General features: G+C 54.1%; 20 protein-coding genes. 11 read left to right on the top strand and 9 right to left on the bottom strand.

Annotated features, from left to right (window positions below; all coding sequences use genetic code 11):
* Positions 1-118 precede the first annotated feature (118 nt).
* Positions 119-925, bottom strand: coding sequence for an RIO1 family regulatory kinase/ATPase domain-containing protein (locus tag KTT_RS17425; protein ID WP_126597200.1), 807 nt, complete (start codon positions 923-925; stop codon positions 119-121).
* A gap of 469 nt (positions 926-1,394) precedes the next feature.
* On the opposite strand from KTT_RS17425, the gene KTT_RS17420 reads away from it, so the two are divergent.
* Positions 1,395-1,958, top strand: a complete 564-nt coding sequence (locus tag KTT_RS17420; RefSeq protein ID WP_160145940.1) for a GNAT family N-acetyltransferase — start codon at positions 1,395-1,397, stop codon at positions 1,956-1,958.
* A gap of 192 nt (positions 1,959-2,150) precedes the next feature.
* Here the strand turns inward: KTT_RS17420 and KTT_RS17415 are convergent, their stop codons facing one another.
* Together KTT_RS17415 and menA are read right to left on the bottom strand one after the other, a co-directional pair.
* Entirely contained in the window at positions 2,151-3,608 is a 1,458-nt protein-coding gene (locus KTT_RS17415) for an aldehyde dehydrogenase family protein (RefSeq protein ID WP_126597198.1), read from the bottom strand.
* 231 nt (positions 3,609-3,839) lie between these two features.
* Positions 3,840-4,769, bottom strand: coding sequence for a 1,4-dihydroxy-2-naphthoate octaprenyltransferase (gene menA, locus KTT_RS17410; protein WP_160145939.1), 930 nt, complete (start codon positions 4,767-4,769; stop codon positions 3,840-3,842).
* Positions 4,770-5,025: 256 nt separating this feature from the next.
* Between menA and KTT_RS17405 the strand changes: the two genes are divergently transcribed.
* Positions 5,026-5,544: a PRC-barrel domain-containing protein gene (locus KTT_RS17405; RefSeq protein WP_126597196.1), complete on the top strand. Its 519-nt coding sequence runs from the start codon at positions 5,026-5,028 to the stop codon at positions 5,542-5,544.
* A gap of 304 nt (positions 5,545-5,848) precedes the next feature.
* Complete coding sequence (locus KTT_RS17400) at positions 5,849-6,076, top strand: hypothetical protein (protein ID WP_126597195.1); 228 nt, start codon at positions 5,849-5,851, stop codon at positions 6,074-6,076.
* A 655-nt stretch (positions 6,077-6,731) separates the two neighbouring features.
* Here KTT_RS17400 and KTT_RS17395 read toward each other — a convergent pair.
* From KTT_RS17395 to KTT_RS17385, 3 genes are all read right to left on the bottom strand, one after another.
* Positions 6,732-7,814 (bottom strand): cytochrome d ubiquinol oxidase subunit II, encoded by a 1,083-nt coding sequence (locus tag KTT_RS17395; RefSeq protein WP_126597194.1) that lies wholly within the window; start codon positions 7,812-7,814, stop codon positions 6,732-6,734.
* Positions 7,815-9,176, bottom strand: coding sequence for a cytochrome ubiquinol oxidase subunit I (locus tag KTT_RS17390; protein ID WP_235845757.1), 1,362 nt, complete (start codon positions 9,174-9,176; stop codon positions 7,815-7,817). It abuts the gene before it with no gap.
* Positions 9,177-9,391: 215 nt separating this feature from the next.
* The gene (locus KTT_RS17385; protein WP_126597193.1) at positions 9,392-9,913 is read right to left on the bottom strand and encodes a GNAT family N-acetyltransferase; all 522 of its coding nucleotides are present in this window, start codon (positions 9,911-9,913) and stop codon (positions 9,392-9,394) included.
* Between the two features lie 346 nt (positions 9,914-10,259).
* On the opposite strand from KTT_RS17385, the gene KTT_RS17380 reads away from it, so the two are divergent.
* On the top strand, positions 10,260-10,958 hold the full coding sequence (locus KTT_RS17380) for a hypothetical protein (protein WP_126597192.1): 699 nt from the start codon (positions 10,260-10,262) through the stop codon (positions 10,956-10,958).
* Between the two features lie 84 nt (positions 10,959-11,042).
* On the opposite strand, the gene KTT_RS17375 is transcribed toward KTT_RS17380, so the two are convergent.
* Positions 11,043-11,999, bottom strand: coding sequence for an aldo/keto reductase (locus tag KTT_RS17375; protein ID WP_126597191.1), 957 nt, complete (start codon positions 11,997-11,999; stop codon positions 11,043-11,045).
* Between the two features lie 348 nt (positions 12,000-12,347).
* On the opposite strand from KTT_RS17375, the gene KTT_RS17370 reads away from it, so the two are divergent.
* From KTT_RS17370 to KTT_RS17360, 3 genes are all read left to right on the top strand, one after another.
* On the top strand, positions 12,348-13,133 hold the full coding sequence (locus KTT_RS17370; protein ID WP_126597190.1) for an electron transfer flavoprotein subunit beta/FixA family protein: 786 nt from the start codon (positions 12,348-12,350) through the stop codon (positions 13,131-13,133).
* A gap of 10 nt (positions 13,134-13,143) precedes the next feature.
* Positions 13,144-14,109, top strand: coding sequence for an electron transfer flavoprotein subunit alpha/FixB family protein (locus KTT_RS17365; protein WP_126597189.1), 966 nt, complete (start codon positions 13,144-13,146; stop codon positions 14,107-14,109).
* 215 nt (positions 14,110-14,324) lie between these two features.
* Complete coding sequence (locus KTT_RS17360) at positions 14,325-16,481, top strand: 4Fe-4S dicluster domain-containing protein (protein ID WP_126597188.1); 2,157 nt, start codon at positions 14,325-14,327, stop codon at positions 16,479-16,481.
* Positions 16,482-16,541: 60 nt separating this feature from the next.
* Here KTT_RS17360 and KTT_RS17355 read toward each other — a convergent pair whose 3' ends face one another.
* A complete protein-coding gene (locus KTT_RS17355; RefSeq protein ID WP_126597187.1) occupies positions 16,542-17,417 on the bottom strand; it encodes a class I SAM-dependent methyltransferase in 876 nt (291 codons plus the stop codon).
* Positions 17,418-18,056: 639 nt separating this feature from the next.
* Between KTT_RS17355 and KTT_RS17350 the strand changes: the two genes are divergently transcribed.
* The gene (locus KTT_RS17350) at positions 18,057-19,367 is read left to right on the top strand and encodes a hemolysin family protein (protein WP_126597186.1); all 1,311 of its coding nucleotides are present in this window, start codon (positions 18,057-18,059) and stop codon (positions 19,365-19,367) included.
* A gap of 160 nt (positions 19,368-19,527) precedes the next feature.
* Here the strand turns inward: KTT_RS17350 and KTT_RS17345 are convergent, their stop codons facing one another.
* A complete protein-coding gene (locus KTT_RS17345) occupies positions 19,528-20,676 on the bottom strand; it encodes an acyl-CoA dehydrogenase (protein WP_126597185.1) in 1,149 nt (382 codons plus the stop codon).
* A 187-nt stretch (positions 20,677-20,863) separates the two neighbouring features.
* On the opposite strand from KTT_RS17345, the gene KTT_RS17340 reads away from it, so the two are divergent.
* The 3 genes from KTT_RS17340 (at position 20,864) to rnpM (ending at position 23,441) form a co-directional block, all read left to right on the top strand.
* Positions 20,864-21,388, top strand: a complete 525-nt coding sequence (locus KTT_RS17340; protein ID WP_126597184.1) for a DinB family protein — start codon at positions 20,864-20,866, stop codon at positions 21,386-21,388.
* 433 nt (positions 21,389-21,821) lie between these two features.
* The gene (nusA, locus tag KTT_RS17335; RefSeq protein ID WP_126597183.1) at positions 21,822-23,051 is read left to right on the top strand and encodes a transcription termination factor NusA; all 1,230 of its coding nucleotides are present in this window, start codon (positions 21,822-21,824) and stop codon (positions 23,049-23,051) included.
* An 18-nt stretch (positions 23,052-23,069) separates the two neighbouring features.
* Positions 23,070-23,441: an RNase P modulator RnpM gene (gene rnpM, locus KTT_RS17330; RefSeq protein WP_126597182.1), complete on the top strand. Its 372-nt coding sequence runs from the start codon at positions 23,070-23,072 to the stop codon at positions 23,439-23,441.
* The last annotated feature ends 223 nt before the right edge of the window (positions 23,442-23,664 follow it).

Here is a 23,664-nt window from a genome sequence, read left to right as displayed (position 1 = left end):
TTATATGCCCATGAAGGCCGCATGTAGCAAAGTGTGGTGGGGAAAAAGCAAGCCAGAAGAGTGGACGTGATCACGACCACATCCACCCCTCTGGCCTCAATGTTGAGGAGAGAACGATTTACAGTCTGGCGTTTCGGAAGCGCTGCCAGAGCCGATTGGCGAGCTGTGCGGAATCGCGCTTCAAACCGTAGCGGGCCATGTATTTACATATATTGTCGATGTCGCGAGTCAGCAGGGAAAGGGCGTGAGAGTTGAAGCGCGGATCAACGGCCTGCGGAAAATCAATAATGGTGACTTTGCCCTGCCAATACATGATGTTGTAGCCCGACAGATCGCCGTGGATAACGTCGTTGGCCAGCAAGAGCTGGATATTATCCATCAGCAACTCGAAGACGGGATAGACCTCGTCCGGCTCCAGGGTAACGCCTTGCAAAGCGTAGGCCGCCCTCTCCTCCCCTCCCAGGTATTCCATCAGCAGTGCATGGCTGGTGCGGGCCAGTGGCTGCGGCACCGCCGCGCCAGCGGCATACAGGCGTGTCAGCGTATCGAACTCGTGGCTCACCCACATACTAAACTGCATATCGCGACCAGCCGCCGACTTATTTTTGACGGCCCGGCTCGCCCGCCGATCGGTGATCACTCGTCCCTCCTGGTAGACAGCATCGTTTTTAAAGCCGCGCCTGTCGCGTGAGCGATAGACTTTGGCCGCCAGGTATGGCACGCCCCGGGATGGATGGGCGCGGCAGCAATAGACGGTGGCCTCTTTGCCGCTCTTCACCTCGTGTAAGATCTCAGTAATCCAGCCGTCAGCAAAAAAACTGTCCAATGTAGACTGCAAGGGATCCAATTCCTGCTCGTCAAGCGCCATCAACGCTTCCAATTCTTCCTGTTCCTCGATTGCGCGTACCATTTTTCTCTTAGACAACGGAGACTCCTTTTATAAAATTGAAGATCAGCGGTTAAAATTTTGTCTACATGAAAAATCGCAACTGTTCCCATTGGGCACCTCTCTCTCTGTGATGAGCCAATACAAGATAAGCATCAAAAAGAGAGCCGCCAGCATCACGCTGACAGCTCTCTTTTGACATGAATTGACATGAAAAAAGCCATCCTCGCAAGAGATGGCCAGAAGTATGTGTGGGAGGGGGCGGCAGGATTATTGTTTGCCGCGCACGCGCATAGTTATGGCCAGCCTGGAGTCGTGATGCATGAAAAAGAAAGTGGCATTCTTCATGTGGCACGCTCCTTTCTCTCTGCGAGGCTCTTTGGGCCTGCGGCAGGCTATAACTATAGAATATGCCAAGCATAACAGAAATGCAGATTGTTGTCAATCTGCATTTCTGTTATGCTTGGCATATTCTATCGAAAATACACTAGAGGAGAGTATAATCATCATGGGCTTAAATATTCACCTGCACACCTTTCCGACTTTAGAAACAGAACGCCTGATCTTACGGCAACTCGCAGCAACGGATGCGCAGGATGCCTTCCTCTTTCTGTCCGATGAAGAGACTATGCGCTACTACGATCCAGCGCCGATGGCGCGGCTCGAACAAGTAGAAAAGAGTATTGAACGTCATCGAAGGCGTTTTACTCAACATGAAGCACTACGCTGGGGCATCACATTGAAGGGTGAGAACAGGGTCATCGGCAACTGTGGCTATTCATTGGATGCCGACAATCAACTTGCAGCTCTGAGCTATATCCTCTCAAAACACTACTGGAATAAAGGGATCATGACAGAGGCCCTGACCGCGATTATTCAGTTCGGCTTCGAACACATCCACTTGCATCGCATTGAAGCTCAAGTTGCGTATCCCAATCTCGCCTCTGCACGCCTGCTCGAAAAGCTCGGCTTTCAGGAAGAGGGACGCCTCCGCGATCGTCAATATGCCAACAACCAGTTCGTTGACGAAAGAATGTTTGCGCTCATCAATACCAACAACCTGGACGGATAAATGTTCCCTTGCTAGCCTGGACAACTAACCAGAATCACTAACCACCTATCCACGCCGATTAACCCGCCAAAAGCGGGTTAATCTTGAGTAGCTTACTATAAGACACTAAAGCTTCGCAGGTATTCCTGCGAAGCTTTAGTGTGTGAAGTGCATCATGCGCATATATGGCGCACCATGAACAGGAAAGAACAACTAGCCAGCGCGATTAATCTGGATAGTCTTAATTTCGGTGAAGAAGTCGATGGCGGCGGTTCCCTGTTCGCGAGAATGCGAGCTGGAGTTGTGCATGCCACCAAAAGGGGCGTGGGGATCAACGCCGGTGGTATCTCCATTGACACGGACCATGCCGCATTCGATGGCGTTGATGTATTCCAGCGAGGCGTTGATGTCGTGGGTGAACAGCGAGACGCTCAGACCATATCTGGTGTTGTTGGCGATGGCGATGGCTTCGTCTATGCTATGGGCCAGTTCAACTACCAGCAACGGACCAAACACCTCTTCCTGGGCCACGGGCGCGTCCGGCGGCACATCGACGACCAGCGTGGGCTCAAAGAAGTAGCCGTTCTTCAATGCACCATTTCTGGCGTAATTGCCACCCAGCACGACACGTCCACTCTGCGTACTCTTCTGGGCATAGGAGGCCACTTTCTCCAGCGAATCCTGAGTAATCAGCGGACCGACCGCGCTGCTGGACTCGGTGGCGGGCTGCAGCGGCAGCGCCTGAATCTCTTGCTTGAGGAGATCCACGAAGCTGTCAGCGATATCGTTGGTCACGATGACGCGGCTGGTAGCCGTACACTTCTGTCCAGCAAAACGCATAGCACCGGCCGCGACCAGTTTGGCAGCCTGCTTCATGTCGGCATCACCGAGTACGATGGCAGCGTTCTTCCCACCCATCTCCAGCTGATATTTGACGTTGCGGCGGGCCGCCACCTCGGCGATTCCCATACCGACGCTATCAGAACCCGTAAAGGTGATGCCGCGAATAGCCTCCTGCGAGATCAGGGTATTGCCCAGGGAGGAGCCTTTGCCCAGTACCAGGTTTAATACACCAGACGGCAGGCCAGCGCTGACGAACACCTCGGCCAGGCGTACCGCGGTCAGTGAGGCGACCTCGGCGGGCTTCCACACGACGGTATTGCCGTAGGCCAGGGCAGGCGCGATCTTCCACAGCGGGATGGCCACGGGGAAGTTCCAGGGTGAGATCACCGCCACCGGACCAAGCGGCTGACGCAGCGTAAACTGCAGGCTACCAGCCAGCTGGGCCGGGATCACCTGTCCATTGGGATGCACAGACTCTGAAGCGAAGTAGCGCAGGATCGCGACACCTCGATCCGCTTCACCCAGCGCCTCGCCCAGTGGTTTGCCAACCTCCTGCGCCACCAGGGTCCCAATCTCCTGACGACGCTCGGCCAGCGCATTGGCGGCGCGATACAGGATTTCAGAGCGCGCGGGTCCGGACAAAGCTCGCCAGCCAGCGAAGGCACCATGGGCCGCCTCAGTCGCGCGCTCAACCACGCCCGACGGCCCCTGCGGAACACGGGCCAGCACCTGGGTAGTATCAGAAGGATTGAGGTCATCGCTCCATTGATCGTCATTGGATTTCAACCATTCACCGGCAACGTAGTGTGCTAATAACTCAGACTTCACAGTATCATCCCCTATTCATCATCAATACTACACATAACTATAAAAGACTAAAACAGCAAACGTTCTCACCCTATTGTACACCATCTAATCTGCCTGCTTCCGCCCTCTTTGCCAGCATAAGGGTTTTGTAGGAACTGGTGCAATGTCACGGGTGGCTGCATTCGCAGCCACCCGTGACATTGCACCAGTTCCTACAAACAAAACAACACAAAATCACAACCATCAGAAACATTACAGCAGGATGGCAAGCAGGAGGGAGAGGGCGAGGACCAGTCCGAAGACCATGTGCAGCATGGAGGTTTTTTTGATGCCGACGATAAAGGCCTTGCTTTCGGTCGCGCCGAGCACCGCGCGCACGTTGAGATAGGCCAGGGGAAAGGTCAACCAGACCAGCAGGCTGGCCCAGGGGAGCAGGTGGGCGATGACAAAGATGGTGGTCAACACATAGCTACCAAACAGCAAGACGGCGTGGAAGCGCCGGCCAAAGGTCAGTCCGAAGCGGACGGGGAGCGTTTTTTTATTGACGGCCAGATCATCCTGATAGTCGCGCACATTGTTCATGTTCAGGATAGAGACCGCCAGCAGACCAACCGGCACGCTGGCCGCCAGGGCGCTCCACGACCAGTGGTGGATCTGGACATAATAAGAACCCCAGGTCATCAATACGCCCATGGCCAGAAAGACCATCACATCTCCCAGGCCACGGCTGGAAAACTTGAATGGTTTCGCGCTATAAAAATAGGCGATCAAGATGCCAGCCAGTCCAAAGAGGATGATTTCGGGCCCAACGATAAACATGAGGAGCACACCCAGCAGGGCCGCTATCACGAAGCAGAAGATGCCACCACCAAGAACCTGACCCGCCGTCATCTCTTGCTTGAAGATCACGGTCATCGCGCCCAGCGAACCGGCATGGTCCAGTCCATAGCGGTAATCAAAGTATTCATTAAAGTAATTAGTGCCTATCTGCAAAAACAGGCAGGAAAAAAACGTGGCCAGAAAGGTCCCAAGATGAAAGGTTCCTTCATAGGCGGCCAGAGCCGTCCCTACCAGCACCGGACTTAACGTCGCGGTCAGTGTAAAGGGGCGACTGGTTTTAATCCAGGTTTTCCAGGCAACGGACTGCGTGGTCCGCCGCGAGATAGTTTGAGCGTCTCTCATGGTTTCTTCTCTCATAATATAGGGTTATAAGATAACTTCATAAGTATACCAAAAATGGTAAGACGGTTGCGGTGAAATGTCAAAGGGAAGTTTTTTATGTGCACGCTATCCGCGTGCACATAAAAAACTGATGTTAACCTTGTTAGCGGAAGAGTGGGGTTGTTCCGTTTAACAAACAGATACTTTACATTGTAGATAGCGGCTGCTTCACCATCAGGAGGAGCACGCGATCACTAGAGAGGGTTGATAGATTACTATGCAAAACATATCAGGAACACGGAAATGGTCAGAGATTAGAGGGCTAACCGCGGTGACGATCGACCTGGGTAAAAAAGTGGGGATGGTCGAAGACTTTTATCTCGATCCACAGAGCAGTAATGTCATAGGTTTTGTGATCAAAAATGGCTTATTCAGCCATCACGCCCTGTTGTTATCGTCGATCCAGGGCATTGGTCAGGATGCCCTGACGCTGACAAAGGAAGATGCCTTGATCAAGGAGCAGGATAATCCAGCCTTGAGTTCGGCGTTTAAGGGAAAAGACATTCTGAGCTACCGTGTACTGAGCGAGGGCGGCACCGTGGTAGGAACCCTGGGGAACGTGCTCTTCAACGTTGCTCTGCCACAGGCAATCCAGGTGACTGGTTATGAGCTCAGCGGTGGGCTGCGGCAGAGGATTAGCAATCAATATCCGACCTTTACCGCGCAGCAAATTATCCGCTATGGACAGGATGTACTGGTTGTTCCAGACGCGGTAGCCACAGAGTTAATGAAATAAGAGATGCGCATTGATCGCGAGATTGTAAGAGCAAGCTATCTTTATGTGTCTTTCAACATAAAGATAGCAATTAAATAATAACTGTAGAGTTTCTTTATATACAGGATTCATGCTTAATCATATACACATTATAACTGTACAGTTTATCACGCGATAATGATCATGTATTTATACATGATAACACAGCATATCATAAATATAGTAAAATTTTGTTACCCGCATTCTAGAAGGCAATCGTCTAATATCAGGATACATCATTGTGATGATCTAGATACGTATTGAATGCTTAGAAAGGGTAGTTTTCATGAACGATACAAAAGATGCGACTCAGAATGTACAGGAACAGTACTTTCGCATTACTGACGAGGTCCCGGAAGAGGTATGGTACTGGGCAGCCCTGGGTTCCATCATCGCTTCCGCCATTCTGTTCCTGTCTAACAAACGCGATTGGAGCATCTTTGTAGGTCAGTGGCCTCCCACCTTTTTGCTCTTCGGCGTCTTCCATAAAATTCTGCGACCTCATACCCACTAGCTACATCCTTTCACAAGGAATGTAGCTAGTGGGTATAGTTCTCGTCACCATGGGGGTACGGGAGCTATACCCGCACGCGCGTCCGCTGCGCGGACGCGCTGTTTTTTATGAGTGGGTGGATCGGGGCGCGGATGCGCCCCGATCCACCCACTCATAATTGACTCATGCACGCCATAGGGCACACCGCATTACGGGTGATGTGGTGTGCTGGGGCGCTGGGGCGCGGACACGCACCCGATCCACCCACTCATAATTGACTCATGCACGCCGCCAGGGCACACCGCATTACGGGTGATGTAGTGTGCTGGGGTGCTGGGGCGCGGACACGCACCCGATCCACCCACTCATAATTGACTCATGCACGCCATAGGGCACACCGTATTACCGGGTGATGTAGTGTGCTGGGGTGCTGGGACGCGGACACGCACCCGATCCACCCACCCATAATTGACTCATGCACGCCATAGGGCACTGCATTGATGTGGTGAGTTGGTGCGGCAGGGGCGCGGATGCGCCCCTGCCGCACCAACTCACCACAGGTATCTGAGCACCGCAGGTGCGAAAACTCATGTAGGCCATAGGCGAAGCATCAGATACAAGAAAAGGGAACTCAACTAATAATGTTGAGTTCCCTTTTCTTGTATCTGATGCTTCGCTACTTATTGACGATCATTTCGTTATTTTTGCGCGCCTGTGTTTGTCTTGCCTGTTCAGGGCGGCGCAGGCCGGGGATGGGATAGGGCAGTTTAAAGACCGAGAAGAGGTAGTAGAGCGATGGCAGCAGGATCACGAGACCGCAGACGATGCCAATGATAAGGGTAGTGATCACCGTGGGATCATTGGCCGAGTTGGCGATGGTGTAGCGCGTCGGAATGATATAGGGATACTGCGAGAGACCCCAGGAGCCCAACAGGAATGCCGTCTCCGCGATAATCAAGACACGAGCGATACGGTAGTAGCGGCGATAGAGTGCTACGGCGGTCCCCAGACCAATAAGCATGGTTGCGATGACAACGGGGATAGCTCGCGCCAGCATGCCCTGCCAGATAACTGGCGCCTCTGAGATCGACAGCAGCAGGCCGAGCGCACCCAGCACCGCCGTTATCGCGCCCGTGATCAACGCCTTGGTGCGATAAGACTCGGTCAGCGCCTCGTCGTGCTCGGTATCGCGCGCCTCAACCACCAGGTAGACCGCCGCCACGCTCGCGCAAAGCGCCACGGCCATCGCTCCGATGACAAAGGCAAACGGCGTGAGCATACCTGCCAGGTAAGTGGCACGCGGCACACCATCGGGAGCGATCAACCGGCCGCTGGCCACACCGGCGGCCGCCACACCAAGGAAGAAAGGCGTAATCACGCTGGTCACGCTGAATACGCGGCTCCAGGAGCGCGCGAAGAAACCGGTCTCATCCAGAGCATAATAGCGATACACGAAGGCCGCGCCACGCAACACGATGCCGATCAGCACAATGGTAAACGGGAAAAACAGAGCGATTGAAAGGGCATAGAACGCACTCGGGAACACGTTAAACAGTCCCACAATCAGAAAGATCAGCCAGACGTGGTTGGCCTCCCAGACGGGTCCCAGCGCGTGATTGATCAGGCCATGCTGTTTTCTGGCCATCTTGCCCACAGCAAACAGGTCCCAGACGCCGGCGCCGAAGTCCGCTCCACCCAGCGCGGCATAGACGATCAAGGCCCACCAGAGCACGACCAGTGCGATTAAAGCTACATCCATCTAAACACCAACCTTTTCTATCTCCGGCTCCTTCACATCGTAGCCCTGTTCCGAGAGGGTTACCTGCGGCAACGGACGGCGGGCCACCTTTAAGAGCAGCCAGATCAAAGCCACGGCCAGCAGGACATAAATGAGCGAGAAAATCAAAAAGCTGACATTCAAGAGAGGGGCTGTCGTCACGGCATCCTTCGTACGCAGATACCCATAGATGGTCCACGGTTGGCGCCCGATTTCCGTAACCATCCAGCCTAGCTCAACCGCCAGAAACGAGAGCGGCCCCGCCAGGAAAACTCCCCACAGCAGCCATTTATACGTCGGCAGACGCTTCTTTAACAGGAACAGGGCCCAGAACACGACAGCTACCAGCAGCGCGAAGAAGCCGCTCCCCACCATGCCATCAAACGAGGTATGTACGATCGTCGAGTTCGGCCAATCTTCGCGTGGGTACTGATCGAGTCCCTTGATGGTAGCATTGGGATTATAGTCGGCCAGGATGCTCAATCCTTTGGGAATCTCTAACGCGTATTTCACCTGACCGGTATTGGGATCAGCCAGGCCGCCAATCGAGATGGGGGCACCGCTCTGCGTCCTGAAGATACCCTCCATAGCCGCGAACTTGGTCGGCTGATAGACCGATAGGAAGCGCGCATTGAAATCTCCACTGACGATCTGCAGCGGGGTCGCCACCAGTGCCAGCAGCATAGCCAGCATCAGACCTTTGCGGTAATATTCCTCGCGCTTGCCACGTAGATAGGCAACGGCGTATACAGCGGCCACTCCGAAACCGGTCGCCACATAGCTGGCCAGGATCATATGCACCGTTTCAAACGGGGTGCTGGGATTAAAAATGGCCTGCAGAGGATTGATATCAACCACCTTGCCATTTTTGATCACAAAGCCTGCGGGCGTATTCATCCAGGAATTGGCGCTAACGATAAACCAGGCCGAGGCCATACCGCTGATCCAGATCGGGAATGAGCAGAGCCAGTGCGCCCGGGCCGAAAGGCGGTCCCAGCCATAGAGATAGAGACCTAGAAAGATCGCTTCCGTAAAGAAGGCGAAGCCCTCCAGCAAGAAGGGCAGGCCAACCACGGCGCCAGCGAAGCGGGTATACGTGGGCCAGAGAAGGCCAAGTTCAAACGAAAGGATGGTGCCGGAAACGGCTCCAATGGCGAACAGGATCGCTGCCGCCCTGGCCCAGCGCCGCGTCAACATCATCCAGACAGGATTCTTTGTACGCAGGGCCAGGCCCTCTGAGATACAGAGTAACAAAGGCACACCAACACCCAGCACCGAAAAAATGATATGAAAGGCCAGCGAAGTCCCCATCTGGGCACGGGCCGCAAGTAAGTCAGGCATCATAGAGGTTTTCCTTAATATCACACACACTGTTCCTAATAGGACAACTTCTCATGTCCATTACCAATGTAAGACACTGATATTCTAGGAACTTCGTTTCATAAGAACAAATTCAGCAATAAAAACCATACGAAAAACATGTTTTTTGCTGCTCATGATGCCAATATGTTCTATAGATAGTATTTCCCTCGCTTCCCGCATTTCGCTTTCGCCCTGGATTAGAGCAGGACGTGGAGATCAGACCAGCCATACGCTATTTCTTCCAGATCGGCCCCTCCTATCTGCTCTGGCTTGGAGGCAACATATTGACCACCCAGGCGCTGGTAAAAGTGCTGCGCGGGATTGCCGTCCAGTACCCATACCAGCATGCTGGAAAAACCTGCCTGGATAAGGCTGCGAGCCAGCACGCGCACCAGTTCTCGGCCGATACCCTGTCCATGCTGGTTGGCAAGAATATAAATGGCATAGAGTTCACTCTTATAGACGGCGTGGTTGGACCTTTCGGGTCCCCCACTAATAAATCCCACTACCTGGCCCGCTTCATCTACAGCAACAAACACGAAGTTGCGCGCGCCAGCCCGACCTATCACCTGGGTCCACCAGAGCTGACGCGGTTCATAAGTTAAGCCAGCCAGATAATCATCGGGTATTAAGCCACGATAGGTGGTACGCCAGGTATCCACCTGGACATGTGTCAGTCCTTCAACATCCTGTAACGTGGCCGGTCGAATCGTTACCATACGATAAGCTCCTTTTACATAAAGTACTTGCAAGATAAGAATGCATCTGACTTCCATCGCCCTGGTGGCTCGTGATAGCCCCCACACGCGCGTCCGCTACGCGGCCGCACTGTTTTTGTGTGTTGGTGCAGCGGGGGCGCTTTCGCGCCCCCGCTGCACCAACACACCATAGATTTGTGAGCACCGCAGGTGCGAAAGCTCCAGCGTGCCGCAGGCGATGATCATGAGAGACAGATACGTTCTAACAACGATTGGTACTAGCGCTTCAAGACGAGATTTCTGATTACATTCAGGCCTGTGCATGCTATAATCTTGTACAGAACGAGAGAAAGGTTTTCACGAAGGCATGCCGAATACAAATACGACCGCAGCAACTAAAATTTTTCAGCGCCTGAAGGGGCTACAGGCCCGGATGCAGCCGGAAGAAGATCCAATCCTGGCCCTACCCGCGATCTGGGATGGTGGCCAGAGTAATCATAGCACGGCATGTGATATCATTGTGACCAATCAACGCGTGATCGGCTACTACTATCGCAGCTTCCCACGCGAACGCGTCTTCTTCGACGCGCTAAACCTGGCCGACCTGCGCACGGTCACGTGGCGCAAAAAAAATTACGAGCCCGTCTTCCGGGAGATCCTGGTGAGCGATGGGAAACGCGACGTCTACATCCGAACGGCACAGCAGAAAAGTGAATTCCTCTACGAAACCCTGCGACTGGCAAACGATACGACAGCCCGGCCAGACTTAACGGCTCAAGATAGCAAGGCAGGGGTGCAACAGCCAGCATCAACAACAGCACAGACGCAGGTCATGCAGGAGCCAGGCAAAGCGGTCTATACACGGGAGCAGGTACGAGGAACGTTTGAAAGCTCCTCGCTGGCGGTCACGATCCTGCTGGTCGGTGGCATCCTGATTGAGATCCTCAGCCTGCTGCTGCTATTTGCCACGCACAGCGTCAGTATCAGTGGTCCCCTCTTCATCGCGGGCTTTGTGATGGTAGTGGGCAGTTTCCTGGCGCGTAAAAGCCCCCGCGCCAACAAATAGCCCCCACAGACATTTGTACAGAAAAAGGCCGTGGAGCCATACGTCAATGCTCCACGGCCACGTTTTTCCCAATTTTTTTTCAATTTAAGGATGGGTCTGGACAAAGTCCTCAATCTGGGCGATCTCCTGCTCGCTGAGGCGGAAGTCGCCGGCTCCAATGATCTCATCGACCTGGCCGGGATGGCGACCACCTACGATGGCGGCGGTCACGGCGGGATGGCGCAGGGTCCAGGCGATCGCCACCTCACCGGCCGAGCGACCGTGGGCCTGACCAATCGTCTGCAAGAGCCGCGCCAGTTCAAGGTTGCGCTCAAGGCGCGGTCCCTGGTAGTCCGCGCTGCGCTTGCGCCAGTCGGTATCGGGCAGATTCTGGACGCGCTGCGCATCCCACTTACCAGTCAGCAGACCCGATGCCATCGGTGAATAGACGATCACACCGATATTGTGCTGCAGACAGAAGTCCAGCACGTCTTTCTCGATATCGCGTCGCAGCAGCGAATAGGGCGGCTGCAGAGAGCTGACCGGGGCGATCTTATAGGCGCGCTCCAGTTGATTGACGTTAAAATTGGAGACGCCGATATGGCGCACCTTGCCCTCGGCCTTGAGCTCGGCCATGGTGGTCCAACCCTCCTCGATGTCCTCATCGGGATTGGGCCAGTGGATCTGATAGAGATCGATGACGTCGACCTGCAGGCGGCGCAGGCTATCCTCAACCTCCTCGCGAATCGAAGCGGCCTTCAGGGTGCCCACAATCTTGCCATCAGGCGTCGGACGGCGCGAGCACTTGGTGAAAATAAATGGGCGCTCGCTACGGCCCTTCAGGGCGCGCGCCACGATCTCTTCAGCGTGACCAAAGCCATAGACGGCGGCGGTATCGATCCAGTTCATTCCCCGTTCAAGGGCACGATGGATAGTGGCAACGGATGCATCATCGTCCTGTGGTCCCCAGGCGGCCGGCCAGCCCTCACCACCCAGGGCAAAGGTGCCCAGGCCCAGCGTCGTAATCTCCATATCGGTATTGCCGAAATGTCTCGTCTGCATATGTCCTCCATCAACAAACTACTTGTTTTCAACTTTCCGCAATCACCTTATCTTATCCCATCGCGCATCACGGCAGCAAACGTCTTCTATTCTAGGGATGGGTTATAGCGATTTATCAGGGATAGGCAAGGCCATGGGTGCGCATGCACCCATGGCCTTGCCTATCCCTGATAAATCATCACTTTTTCACTAGCAGGGGGAGGGAAGGAGGGAAAATAACAGTATGGATCTGTTAGCCAGTTATATTGACACTCTATTTTTTTGACAGGTACAATAAGAGAGCTTGGGAAACAACGTAGTTTCTCTTATATCCTACGTCCACCACACTAGAAGACGAGGCGATATACAATGAAGATGTTTGTTTGTATAAAACAGGTACCTGATCCAAATACTACTGTCCCTAAACTTGACCCCACTACCAAACGTCTTGTACGTACTGGTGTTTCTCTTGTCTTAGATCCTGGCGATGAAAGCACTATTTCCGCGGCGATCAAACTGCGCGACAAGGTTGGCAATAGCGAACTGGTCGCGGTGAGCATGGGTCCGGCCAGCGCCCAGGAGGCCATGCGCAGAGCACTGGCGATGGGAGCTGATCGCGCCATCCTGGTGACCGATCCCGCTCTGGCCGGTTCGGACGCGGTGGGAACCGCCCGCGTACTGGCATCCGTTCTGAAAAAAGAGGGCGCGGACCTTGTCTTCTGCTCCACGGAAAGCACCGACGGCTATACCGGCATGGTGCCCGGCGCTATCGCCGAGTTCCTGGGCATTCCACAGCTGACCTTCGCGCGTGAAGTCAATATCGAAGGGCAGAAGGCTGTGATCAAACGCGTTATCCCCAAAGGCTATCAGACAGTCGAAAGCTCCTTACCCGCGGTGGTTACCATTGCCAGCGGCTCCTTCGAGGCTATCTATCCGACCATGAAGGGTATTATGGGAGCGAAAAAGAAACCCTACACCCAGATGAGCCTGGCCGATCTTGGCATTGACGCCTCGCAGGTTGGTGAGGCCGGAGCACGTGAGCAAGTGCTGACCGTGGGGAGCGCCGAGGCGCGCGCCGCCGGTCAAATCATCAAAGACGATGGCAACGCAGCTCAGCAGATTGCGGAATTTCTGCAGCGTTACCAGTTACTCTAGGAGGTAGAAGATGGCAAATACTATTTGGGTTCTGGTAGAGCTGGAGGGCGGCGCTCCGGTCCGGTCGTCACTGGAAGTACTGGGAAAAGCCGCCAAACTTGGTCGTGCGGAGGCTGTGGTGCTGGGTAGCGCCGCCGCCGAGGTCGCTCCTACACTGGGCGAATATGGCGCGGAAAAAGTATATGTGCACGCTGACGCCGTCTACGATAATTATCTAACCCTGCCCGCGGTCGAGACGCTCAGCCAGCTCATTCAACAGCATCAACCAATGTTGATTCTACTCCCGACAACCTATGATCTGCGCGACATCGCCGCGCGCCTGAGTATCCGCAGCAATATGGGCCTGCTCACCGATGCTACCGATCTCACGCTTGGGGATGACGGAGTGAAGGTGACCGTTCCCTGGGGCGGTGAGACCGTTGTGACCGCCACGCTGACGCAGCAGCGCCCTGGCATCGTCCTGACACGGCCAAAGGCATTTTCAGTCGAACAGTATAGTGGACGTAGCGCTGAGATTGAAACCATCAACGCAACCGTCAGCGCGCAGGCACAGACCATCAAGGTGCTGGAGACCGTTGAGGTCAAGAGCGAGGGACCGGCCCTCGAAGACGCGACTGTGGTCGTCAGTGGTGGCCGTGGTCTGGGCAAAGCGGAAAACTTCCATTATGTAGAGGAACTGGCCGAAGTGCTCAATGGAGCACCGGGCGCGACCCGTGCCATTGTCGATGCAGGCTGGCTACCATATAGCTACCAGGTCGGTCAGACCGGTAAGACCGTGAAGCCAACACTCTATATCGCGGCTGGCATCAGTGGAGCCATCCAGCACCTGGCAGGCATGAAGGGATCAAAGTATATTGTGGCGATCAATAAAGATGAGCATGCACCCATCTTTTCGGTCGCTGACCTGGGCGTAATCGGTGACGCCATCACCATCCTGCCTCAGCTCACCAACGAGATCAAAAACAGAAAAGCCTGAGCAATCAGGCTGAATATCGTGGATGCGCTTATTATCCCCGCCTTCGGCGGGGAAGGGGGAGGAAGAGTTGTTTGGGGACACCCCAAACCCCGGCAGGAGGGGCTCGCCGCCCCTCCTGCACCTTCCCGCCTTATAACCTGCTTTTTCGTTAAAGATCATAGATACACATCCCCAAACAGGGCACATGGTTCGCCCTCATCAACGGAGGTTCATATATGACTCCCCCTGCAATTTCGCCAACCGGGGGATGGCTCGGTACCATACTCTTTGTCATCCTTTTTGTGGCGGCCCTCGCCCTCTTCGGAGTACGGGTAGGCAGGTTGATTACCCTGCTACAGAAGGCTCGTCCCGAAGATCGGACCGATCATATGGGTGATCGGGTCGGCGCCTTCTTTAAAGTCGTGCTGGGACAAAGTGGTGTACTGCGCGATCCCATCCCTGGTATAGCGCACTTCTTTACGTTCTGGGGTTTTATCTTAATACAGTTTGGCCTGTTAAATCTGATCCTGGGTGCATTCAATGGCTCCATCCCCTTCCTGGGCGATAACCGCGTCTTTGCTATTGTCCTGGATGTATTTGTCGTGCTGGTCCTGTTCGCGCTGATCGTCTTCGCGATTCGCCGTGGCATTGTGCGCCCCAGACAGCTCAATAGCTCGCTGCACGGTCCCTGGGACGGCTTTATTATTCTCGGCCTGATCCTTCTGGTTATCGTGACCCTGGCGCTGGTGGAAGCCTTCGAGTATGCCGCCAGCAATGGCGCGGCCTGGACCCCCATCGGCGCCTTCTTCGCGCCCCTGTTTACTCCCCTTGGCAAGGGCGCAGACATTGCGGCCTATCGTACCTTCTGGTGGCTGCACATCCTGACAGTGCTGGGATTCCTGGTCTATCTGCCACGCTCCAAGCACCTGCACCTGATGGCAACCCCGTTCAATGTGTTCTTCCGCAGCTACAAGCCCAAAGGAGAGTTGCCGCTGATCGAAAATCTGGAGGACCGCGAGGACTACGGCGTCTCCAAAGTCGAGCAATTCACCTGGAAGCAGCTCCTCGACGGCTATGCCTGTACCGAGTGCGGACGCTGTAACACGGTCTGCCCGGCCTTAAATACCGGCAAACCACTCTATCCCAAAGAGATCATCCTGGGCGTCAAAGAGGCGCTGTTCGTACGCAGCGGCGAGATCCTGGGCGAGAACTCGATCTACAATAAGCTGGGCGTGGCAGGCATCAAAGCTGACAAAACGCCGGAAGAGAAAGAGGCCCATCACGAGCCGATGGTGGGAGGCATCATCTCGCAGGAGGCCCTGTGGTCCTGCACCACCTGCATGGCTTGCATGGAGATCTGCCCGGTCTCGATCGAGCATGTGCCGAAGATCGTCGATATGCGCCGCTCACTGGTAATGGAGGAGAGCGAGTTCCCGCAGGAGGTCACCTCGCTGTTCAACAACATCGAGCGCAACGGCAACCCGTGGGAGATCAGCAACGACAAGCGCGCCGAGTGGGCCGCCAGCCTGGAGATTCCCCTGCTGGCCGAGAATCCTGACGCGGAGGTGCTCTACTGGGTCGGCTGCATGGGATCATTTGATCGCCGCAACCAGCAGGTAGCGACCTCGGTAGCCAAAGTTCTCAAAGCCGCCAACGTCGACTTCGCCATCCTGGGACCCGAAGAGACCTGCACCGGTGATCCCGCCCGCCGCATCGGCAATGAGTATCTCTGGCAGATGCAGGCCATGCAGAACATTGAGACCCTCAATGGCTATGGCTTTAATACCAGACCGGTCAGCGATAACGATGGCGATACAGAGAAAGAGCAGCACGAGGCAGCGACAGCGGTAGCGACCGCCAACGCGCTCAACAACAAGCACCGCACGATCATCACCGCCTGTCCGCACTGCTTCAACACCATCAAGAATGAGTATCCGCAGCTGGGTGGCAACTACGAGGTCGTCCACCACACGGTCTTCATCGACTCGCTGATGGAGAACCAGAAGCTGAAGCTGCTGAAAGGCTTCGATAAGCGCAAGCTGACCTATCACGATCCCTGCTACGTTGGTCGCTACAACGACACCTACGACGAGCCAAGGCGCGTCCTGACCGTCCTGAACAGCAACGGAATCACCGAGATGGGACGCAACCGCAACAAGAGCTTCTGCTGCGGCGGAGGTGGCGGTCGCGTCTGGATGGAAGAGAAGGTCGGCAAGCGCGTCAACCAGACGCGTGTCAACGAGGCCCTGGAGACCAATGCCGAGGTACTGGCCGCCGGCTGTCCTTTCTGCATCACCATGTTTGAGGATGGCGTCAAAGGGGTTGAAGCCGAAGAAAAAATGAAGGTCGAAGATATCTCTGAAATTATTGCTCGCGCGATCGAGACAAAATAGCAGAGGTAAGAACGAACGAAGAGCAGGCCAGCTACAAGGGATAGCTGGCCTGCTCTTCATCTATAGCCATTGGCTCTGGCCATAGGCGACGTAGAAGTCACAGCTGGTATGGTATTCGTCGCACTCGCGAGTCCAGGCGTTCAACGTGCGATCATACTCCTCAGAGGCTACCCCGGTAGAGGCAAGAACAAGCGGTTTAATCGTCATCGCCGCTCCATAGAAGTCTTTCATCAAGAATTTGCCGATACGGCCACCCCAGTCGCCCATCGGAATCACAAGTTTTTGTACCTTCACATTCGCCACCCCCTCCATCTCCATGAGCTCCCCCAGCTTGCTTCCAATGGCGATATCCAATCCCCGCTTTTTGCCCGCCTGGTCGATCCAGCTAAGTATTCTGCTGGTTTCAGGTCCCGGATTGTTATGGCTAAGATCGGCATCCGTCAATTCAATCCATTGGCCCGGCCGGGTTACGCGCTTGAGATCCCGTATAACGGCCGGCCACAGGTGAAGCGGAAGAGCAAAGACCAGAAAACGCTGATGGACATAGTCGAATGAGCGAGGAAGAAATGGCAATCCTCTGGTAATATCGCACTGTTGAAAGTGACAATTGGGGGGGAAAACGATAGTCGAGCCGGACAGAGGTGAAATATCCACGCCGGTAACCTGTGCCTGTGGAAACTGCTGTGCCATCTCAAGCATCCAACGACCTGTTCCACATCCCACATCAAGAATCGTAGATGGCTGTTCAAGAGGGGCAAGATAATTGCCAGACATAGCTTGCCGCAGTAAATAATGCTGGAAGTCCAAACGGTTTACTTCCCGAAAATCCTTTGGGAGCATGTATATGTTCTGATCATCCTGAAGTCTATTCTTCAATACATCTGTATTAAATGATGAATCACCCTCGTTACTCGCTTTTTTCTTAAACCAGGGCATAGCACCTCTCCCTCTCTTTTTATTTATTCAACCGTTTTTGCATAGTATAGTTACTGATCAATATTGTCAAGTAGCATATGGATATCTCTATAACATAACACATTTCCCATCCGAACCCTCATGATCATCGCCTGCGGCCCGCATGTGTTTTCGCGCACGCGGCGTACAGAAGTCATTAGAATATGTTTGACTTCCGTCATGTTGAGGACACTTGCGCGCCCCCGCACGCGCGCCCGCTACGCGGCCGCATTGTTTTTGTGAGTTGGTGCATCCGGTGCGCGGATGCGCACCGGATGCACCAACTCACAAAAGACTCCTGAACACCAGAGGTGCGAAAACCGATGCAGGTCGCAGGCGATGATGGTGAGAGTCAGACACGAGTTTAATGAGTTGGTGCATCCGGTGCGCGGATGCGCACCGGATGCACCAACTCATTAAATCAGTGCGGCCGCACAGGCGGACGCCTGTACGGAGGCGCGTACATACCCCTATAAGACGAAAGTAAGACACCCTATCAACCGCTGAGTCGTATTATAACTATCCCATACTTTACAAGTTTTGTTTTCGATGTACACTGGGTGCATATTTTTGTGATAATGATAGAGATACCAAAAAATAGAAGTTAAAGGTAAAGAAAAGATGAGCGGTATTCCCAGCTTTGAGGTAATCATTATTTTTGCCCTTATACTGGCCAACAGCTTTTTCGCGGCCTCCGAAATCGCAATCGTCTCAGCGCGACGCAGTCGCCTACAGCAGCAGGCTGACTCTGGAAAAAAGAGCGCCAAACAGGCGCTGCAACTGTCAGAAAATCCAGATCGCTTCCTGGCGACGGTGCAGATCGGTATGACCTTGATCAGTACCCTGGCCTCGGTGTTCGGCGGCGCCAGCATCAGTGAACCGCTCTCGCAATGGATCGCCACCTTTCCTGCCCTCCAACCTTACGCAAGCTCGCTGGCACTATTCATTGTTGTTTTATTCATTACCTATTTTTCGTTGGTGATAGGAGAACTGGCCCCCAAACGCCTGGCTTTGCAGTCGGCCGAAAAACTAGCTGTGGCCGTATCACCTTTTATGGATCGCCTATCTAAAATCGCAGCTCCCATTGTCGCCTTGCTTACATTCTCGGTCAACCTGATTCTGCGCGTGCTGGGACAATATAAAAGCACCAAAGAGATCGTGACGGAAGAGGATATCGTCTACCTGGCCCGCGAAGGCACCGTCAGTGGGACGGTCGAATCAGAAGAGGAAGAATTTATCAATCGCGTCTTCCGCTTTACTGACCGTACCGTGAGCAGCGTGATGATGCCGCGCACAGAGATCGTGGCCATTGAGGTCCATACCCCCTTCCACGAGGTCATCGAGAAATTTATGAGCTCGGGCTATACACGCCTGCCGCTCTATGAGGAGTCGCTGGATAACGTAGTCGGCGTCCTCTATGCCAAAGACCTGCTGCGCTCACGCGCGGACAACAAGCAGGACGATGAGGTGAATATCCGCACCCTCGCTCGTCCTGCCTTTTTTATCTCTGAGTTTCAGCATGTAGACGACCTGCTGAAAACGTTTCGCGGCAAAGGTATCCACATTGCTCTGGTCATTGATGAGTATAGCCAGATTACCGGTCTGGTGACCCTGGAGGATGTGCTAGAAGAGCTGGTAGGCGAGATTCATGATGAATATGACCAGCCCGAGGATAGCGCTATGCTTCAGCGTGAAGACGGGAGCTGGCTGGTGGATGCCATGACCGACCATGAGGTGGTGCGCAAGAAGATTGGCATGCAGGAGAAAGATGAAGAGGAGCATTACAACTACCATACCCTGGCCGGCCTCCTGCTGACCCATATGGGACGCATCCCGAAGGTTGGCGATAGCGTGACCATTGATGACTTTACGTTTCAGGTTATCGATATGGACGGAAGGCGCATAGACAAGGTACTGATCAACCATGTTTAAGCGGGAGACTACTCAGGCTCCCTGGCTTCATATTTATTAATTGTAGAGGTGTGCAGCAGTGGTGGCAGGCGCGAATGCGCCTGCCACCACTGCTGCACACCTCTACAATTAACTATTTGGGTGCCGCAGGCGCCCAATACAGGCGCCTGCGGCGCGCTATTTATTGCTCCATTAAGAGGGAGCGCGCGATAACCAGGCGCTGGATCTGGTTCGTGCCCTCATAGATCTGCGTGATCTTGGCGTCACGCATCATGCGCTCCGCGGGATATTCCTTCATGTACCCGTAGCCGCCAAGCACCTGAATGGCATCGTTAGTGACCGTCATGGCGGCGTCGGAAGCGAACATCTTGGCCATGGCCGAATACTTGCTGAAGTTCTTGTCGCCGCGATCAATCATCTCCGCCGCGTTATAGACCATCAGGCGGGCCGCCTCAACGCTGGTCGCCATATCGGCCAGCATAAACTGGATACCCTGATTTTCGGCGATCGGCTTGCCGAACTGCACGCGCTGCTTCGAGTAGGAGACCGCAAGATCGAGAGCGCCCTGGGCGATACCCACGGCCTGCGCCCCGATGCCTGGACGGGTGCGATCCAGCGTCATCATAGCCAGTTTAAAACCATCACCCTCGCGACCCAGCAGGTTTTCGGCCGGCACCTCGCAGTTATCGAAGATCAGTTCCGCGGTCTGGGACCCCTTGATGCCCATCTTGTCTTCGATGCGTCCCACCGAGAAGCCGGGGAAATCCTTCTCGACGATAAAGGCGCTGATACCGCGTGTACCTTTGGAAGGATCGGTCTGGGCGAAGACCGAGTTCACCTGGGCCAGTCCACCGTTGGTAATAAAGCGCTTGGAGCCATTCAAAATATAGGTATCGCCCTTACGAACCGCGGTCGTCGTCATAGCGGCCGCGTCCGAACCGGAACCGGCCTCGGTCAGACCAAAGGCCGCCAGCCACTCGCCTGAGGCCAGGCGGGGGAAATACTTCTGCTTCTGCTGCTCATTGCCAAAGAGCAGAATGGGAAGGCTACCAAGCTGCTGCACAGCCAGCAGCAGTCCCGTTGTGGCACAGCAGCGAGAAAGCTCCTCAATCGCCATCACAATCGCCAGTTCACTGGCCCCGATACCACCGTATTCCGTAGGAAAAGGCATCGCCAGGATATCCTGTTGAGCCAGCAGCTCTTTCATATCCCAGGGGAATTCGCCGCTATGATCTATTTCCGCGGCACGGGGAGCGACACGCTCCTGAGCAATTTCGCGAATTGCATCAATAAGTGCCCGTTCGTCTTCAATGACATGAGACACAGCCATACCAGACTCCTTTAATTACGCTCAATGCTGGCCCCTCGTCAGGGGCTCATATATCTATATAGAAGTATAGCATATACGCTCAGGATAACCTTATGCAAATGTTTTATCATATCGATATGTTGTTGCCCTTATACAGCACGGCATCGACTGGACAACACGGCGGAATAAACTATAGGAAAAAGATGTTATGGATTATGTACAGCATTTTACCCGGCTATTACAGAGTAGCTGCAACGACTTCATCTGGGCAACCCGGCAGATAGCCATCGAGAAACTCAATAGCGTCCCTCCCCATCGGCCCGAGAGCTGGTCGGTGGCCCGCACGATCTTCCACCTGCGCTTTCAAGAAGAGAAGGTGGTACTTCCCAATATGCGGCTATGGTTGGTCGATCGCGCCATATATGCCAGGCAGGACGATGATTTAATCGAACGCTATACCGCATTTGAGACCCTGATGCAGGACGAAGAGAAAGCCTGGTTACAGCAGCCCGATATCCAGGCAGCGCTCAATCATTTTCAAGCCCAGCGCACAATACAGATAGCGCTGCTCCAGGAGATCGATCCGGGCATATGGGAAGACAGGCGAGCCACCGTATGGGGAGAGGTCACACTACGCTGGGTGGTAACCAAGACCTATCAGCACAGCGTAGAGCACATCAACGATGTATTGAAACCAGCCCTCTACTGGACCGGTCTGCGCACAACATCCTGAGCCATCCCTCCAGGGATTATTTATCTCGTACATTTAAATAGAGGGTGTCCTACCTTCGTGGTGTTGGCAAACATGAGCGCCCCCGCACAGGCGTCCGCGGCCGCACACGTTCGCTAACACCAGGAAGGTAAAGCACATTCCCAGGCAGGCAAAAAGCATAGGGCCTGAGCAGAACAATCTACTGCTTCCGTCCGCCAGGCAACAAGTGCCAAAAAAATGCTATAATAGTCATTCACGCTTATCTCCAGGGATGTTGCGAGCTTGTAATCTCATTTACATACAGCAAATTCCGTGATATAATAGCAACAGAATTGAGTAAGCATTTAAAGAAAAGTGGGCAGGCCCCACTTTTCTGTTTGCCAGAGACTTTTTTTCTTTGCACTCGAAAAAATGATGTAGTTATTACCGGGCGCCAGCGGGAGGAGCATGGCATATGAGGAGCGAATTTCAGGCGGCTATCGCACAACTAATTGCCGAAAAGGGACTACCCCGCGAAGTGGTAATGGAAACCGTAGCCACCGCCCTATTAGCAGCTTACCGTAAAAGCTTCGGGGGCGGCGAGAACGTCCGTATCGAAGTGGATAAAAACGGGGAAGTACATGTATGGGCATCAAAAAAAGTGGTGACCCAGGTTAAAGACCCCAACGAAGAAATCTCTCTGGCAGAGGCACAGCGTCTCATACCGAACGCGGCCCTCGGGCAATTTGTGGATGTTGACTCATCCTTTATCTTCGCACGCATCCCGACACAAACGGCCAAGCAGGTCATTTTACAGCGTATCCGTGAAGCGGAACATGAACACCTCTACGACCAGATTAAGAACTGGGTAGGTGAAATTCGCCTGGGCACCCTGACCCGTAAAGATCCTGTCCGTGGCTGGCTATTGGACTTTGATCTGGACCAGGTCGATAAAGTCGAGGGCTTTATGCCGCCCAGTGAAGAAGTGGTAACCGAGCGCAATAAAGTAGGTCAGCGCCTGCGCGTGCTGGTCTATGATGTGCGCCGCGTGCAGGGCCGCATGTTACAGATTCTGGTCTCGCGCACCCATCGCGATCTCGTCAGACGCCTGTTTGAGTCTGAAGTGCCAGAGATCTACGAAGGAACCGTAGAGATCAAAGCCATCGCCCGCGAACCTGGTAGCCGCTCAAAGGTGGCCGTGGTCGCGCGCCAGGAAGGGCTCGATCCTATCGGATCCTGCGTCGGCGTGCGTGGTTCGCGCATCAATAATATTGTACGCGAACTCAACGACGAGAAAATTGATATTATCCAGTGGAGCCCTGATCCAGCCACCTTTGTCGCCAATTCTTTAAGCCCGGTCAAACCACTGAAGGTTGAGCTACGCGAAGAGGATCATACAGCATTGGTTACTGTAGCGGAAAAACAACTTTCACTGGCTATCGGTAAAGATGGGCAAAACGCCCGCCTGGCCGCCAAGCTGACCGGCTGGCGTGTGGACGTCACCAAGCCAGCTGAAGGTGAGGTATTCGAAGAGCAGCCCGTCAGCGAGATGGCGGAAACGTCATCCGGCGGTTCTTACGGCCGCCGTGAACGTTCGGAACGCTCCGGGGGCCGTCACGAGCGAGACAGCAACTCGCGGCGTGGAGGACGTGATCGCGGTGGTCGCCATAGCCATTCAGGATATAATGAGTACGGCCGAGATTAAGGGAGGAGGAAGCGTAGCGTGAAAGCAGCAAAAAAACAGCCTCAGCGTCAGAAACATCTGCCATTGCGTACGTGTATCGCCTGCCGAGAAAACAAGCCGAAGCGCGAACTATTGCGCGTCGTTCGTACTCCCGAAGGCCAGGTGCTCATCGATGCCACCGGCAAAAAGTCAGGGCGTGGAGCCTACCTCTGCGCCAGGCTTTCCTGCTGGCAGAAAGCATTCAAAGAACACCGCCTCGAACAGGTCTTCGAGACCGCGATCTCAGCCGAGGACAGGGCCGCCCTGGAAGATTACATGGCGACCCTGCCACCAGATGATCCTAGACCATCTGAGGCAAAAGCTACAAAAGTACCAGCCAGCCGCAAGAAGACAGTTGAGACAAATTCATAAATTTGCGCAGCAGATTCAGTAAACTCAGCTTTTAAGCAAGCGGCATGATATTGCAATGATCTATTCAGTACGCTATACTGAGAACTGGTATGTATTATTGTCACTATCCCCGTTGGGGGGATAGAGTTTTCAATACTGGCATCTGATCTACGGGTTAGATGAGGATTGAACAATGTTTCGTTTTTTCTCTACTCTTGAAAGAGACACAGCCCCTCGTATACAG

Origin of the sequence: Dictyobacter aurantiacus (assembly GCF_003967515.1) — a bacterium.
Lineage (GTDB): Bacteria > Chloroflexota > Ktedonobacteria > Ktedonobacterales > Ktedonobacteraceae > Dictyobacter > Dictyobacter aurantiacus.
Note: the sequence above shows the minus strand (reverse complement) of the source record. Positions and strands in the feature narration are given on the sequence as shown.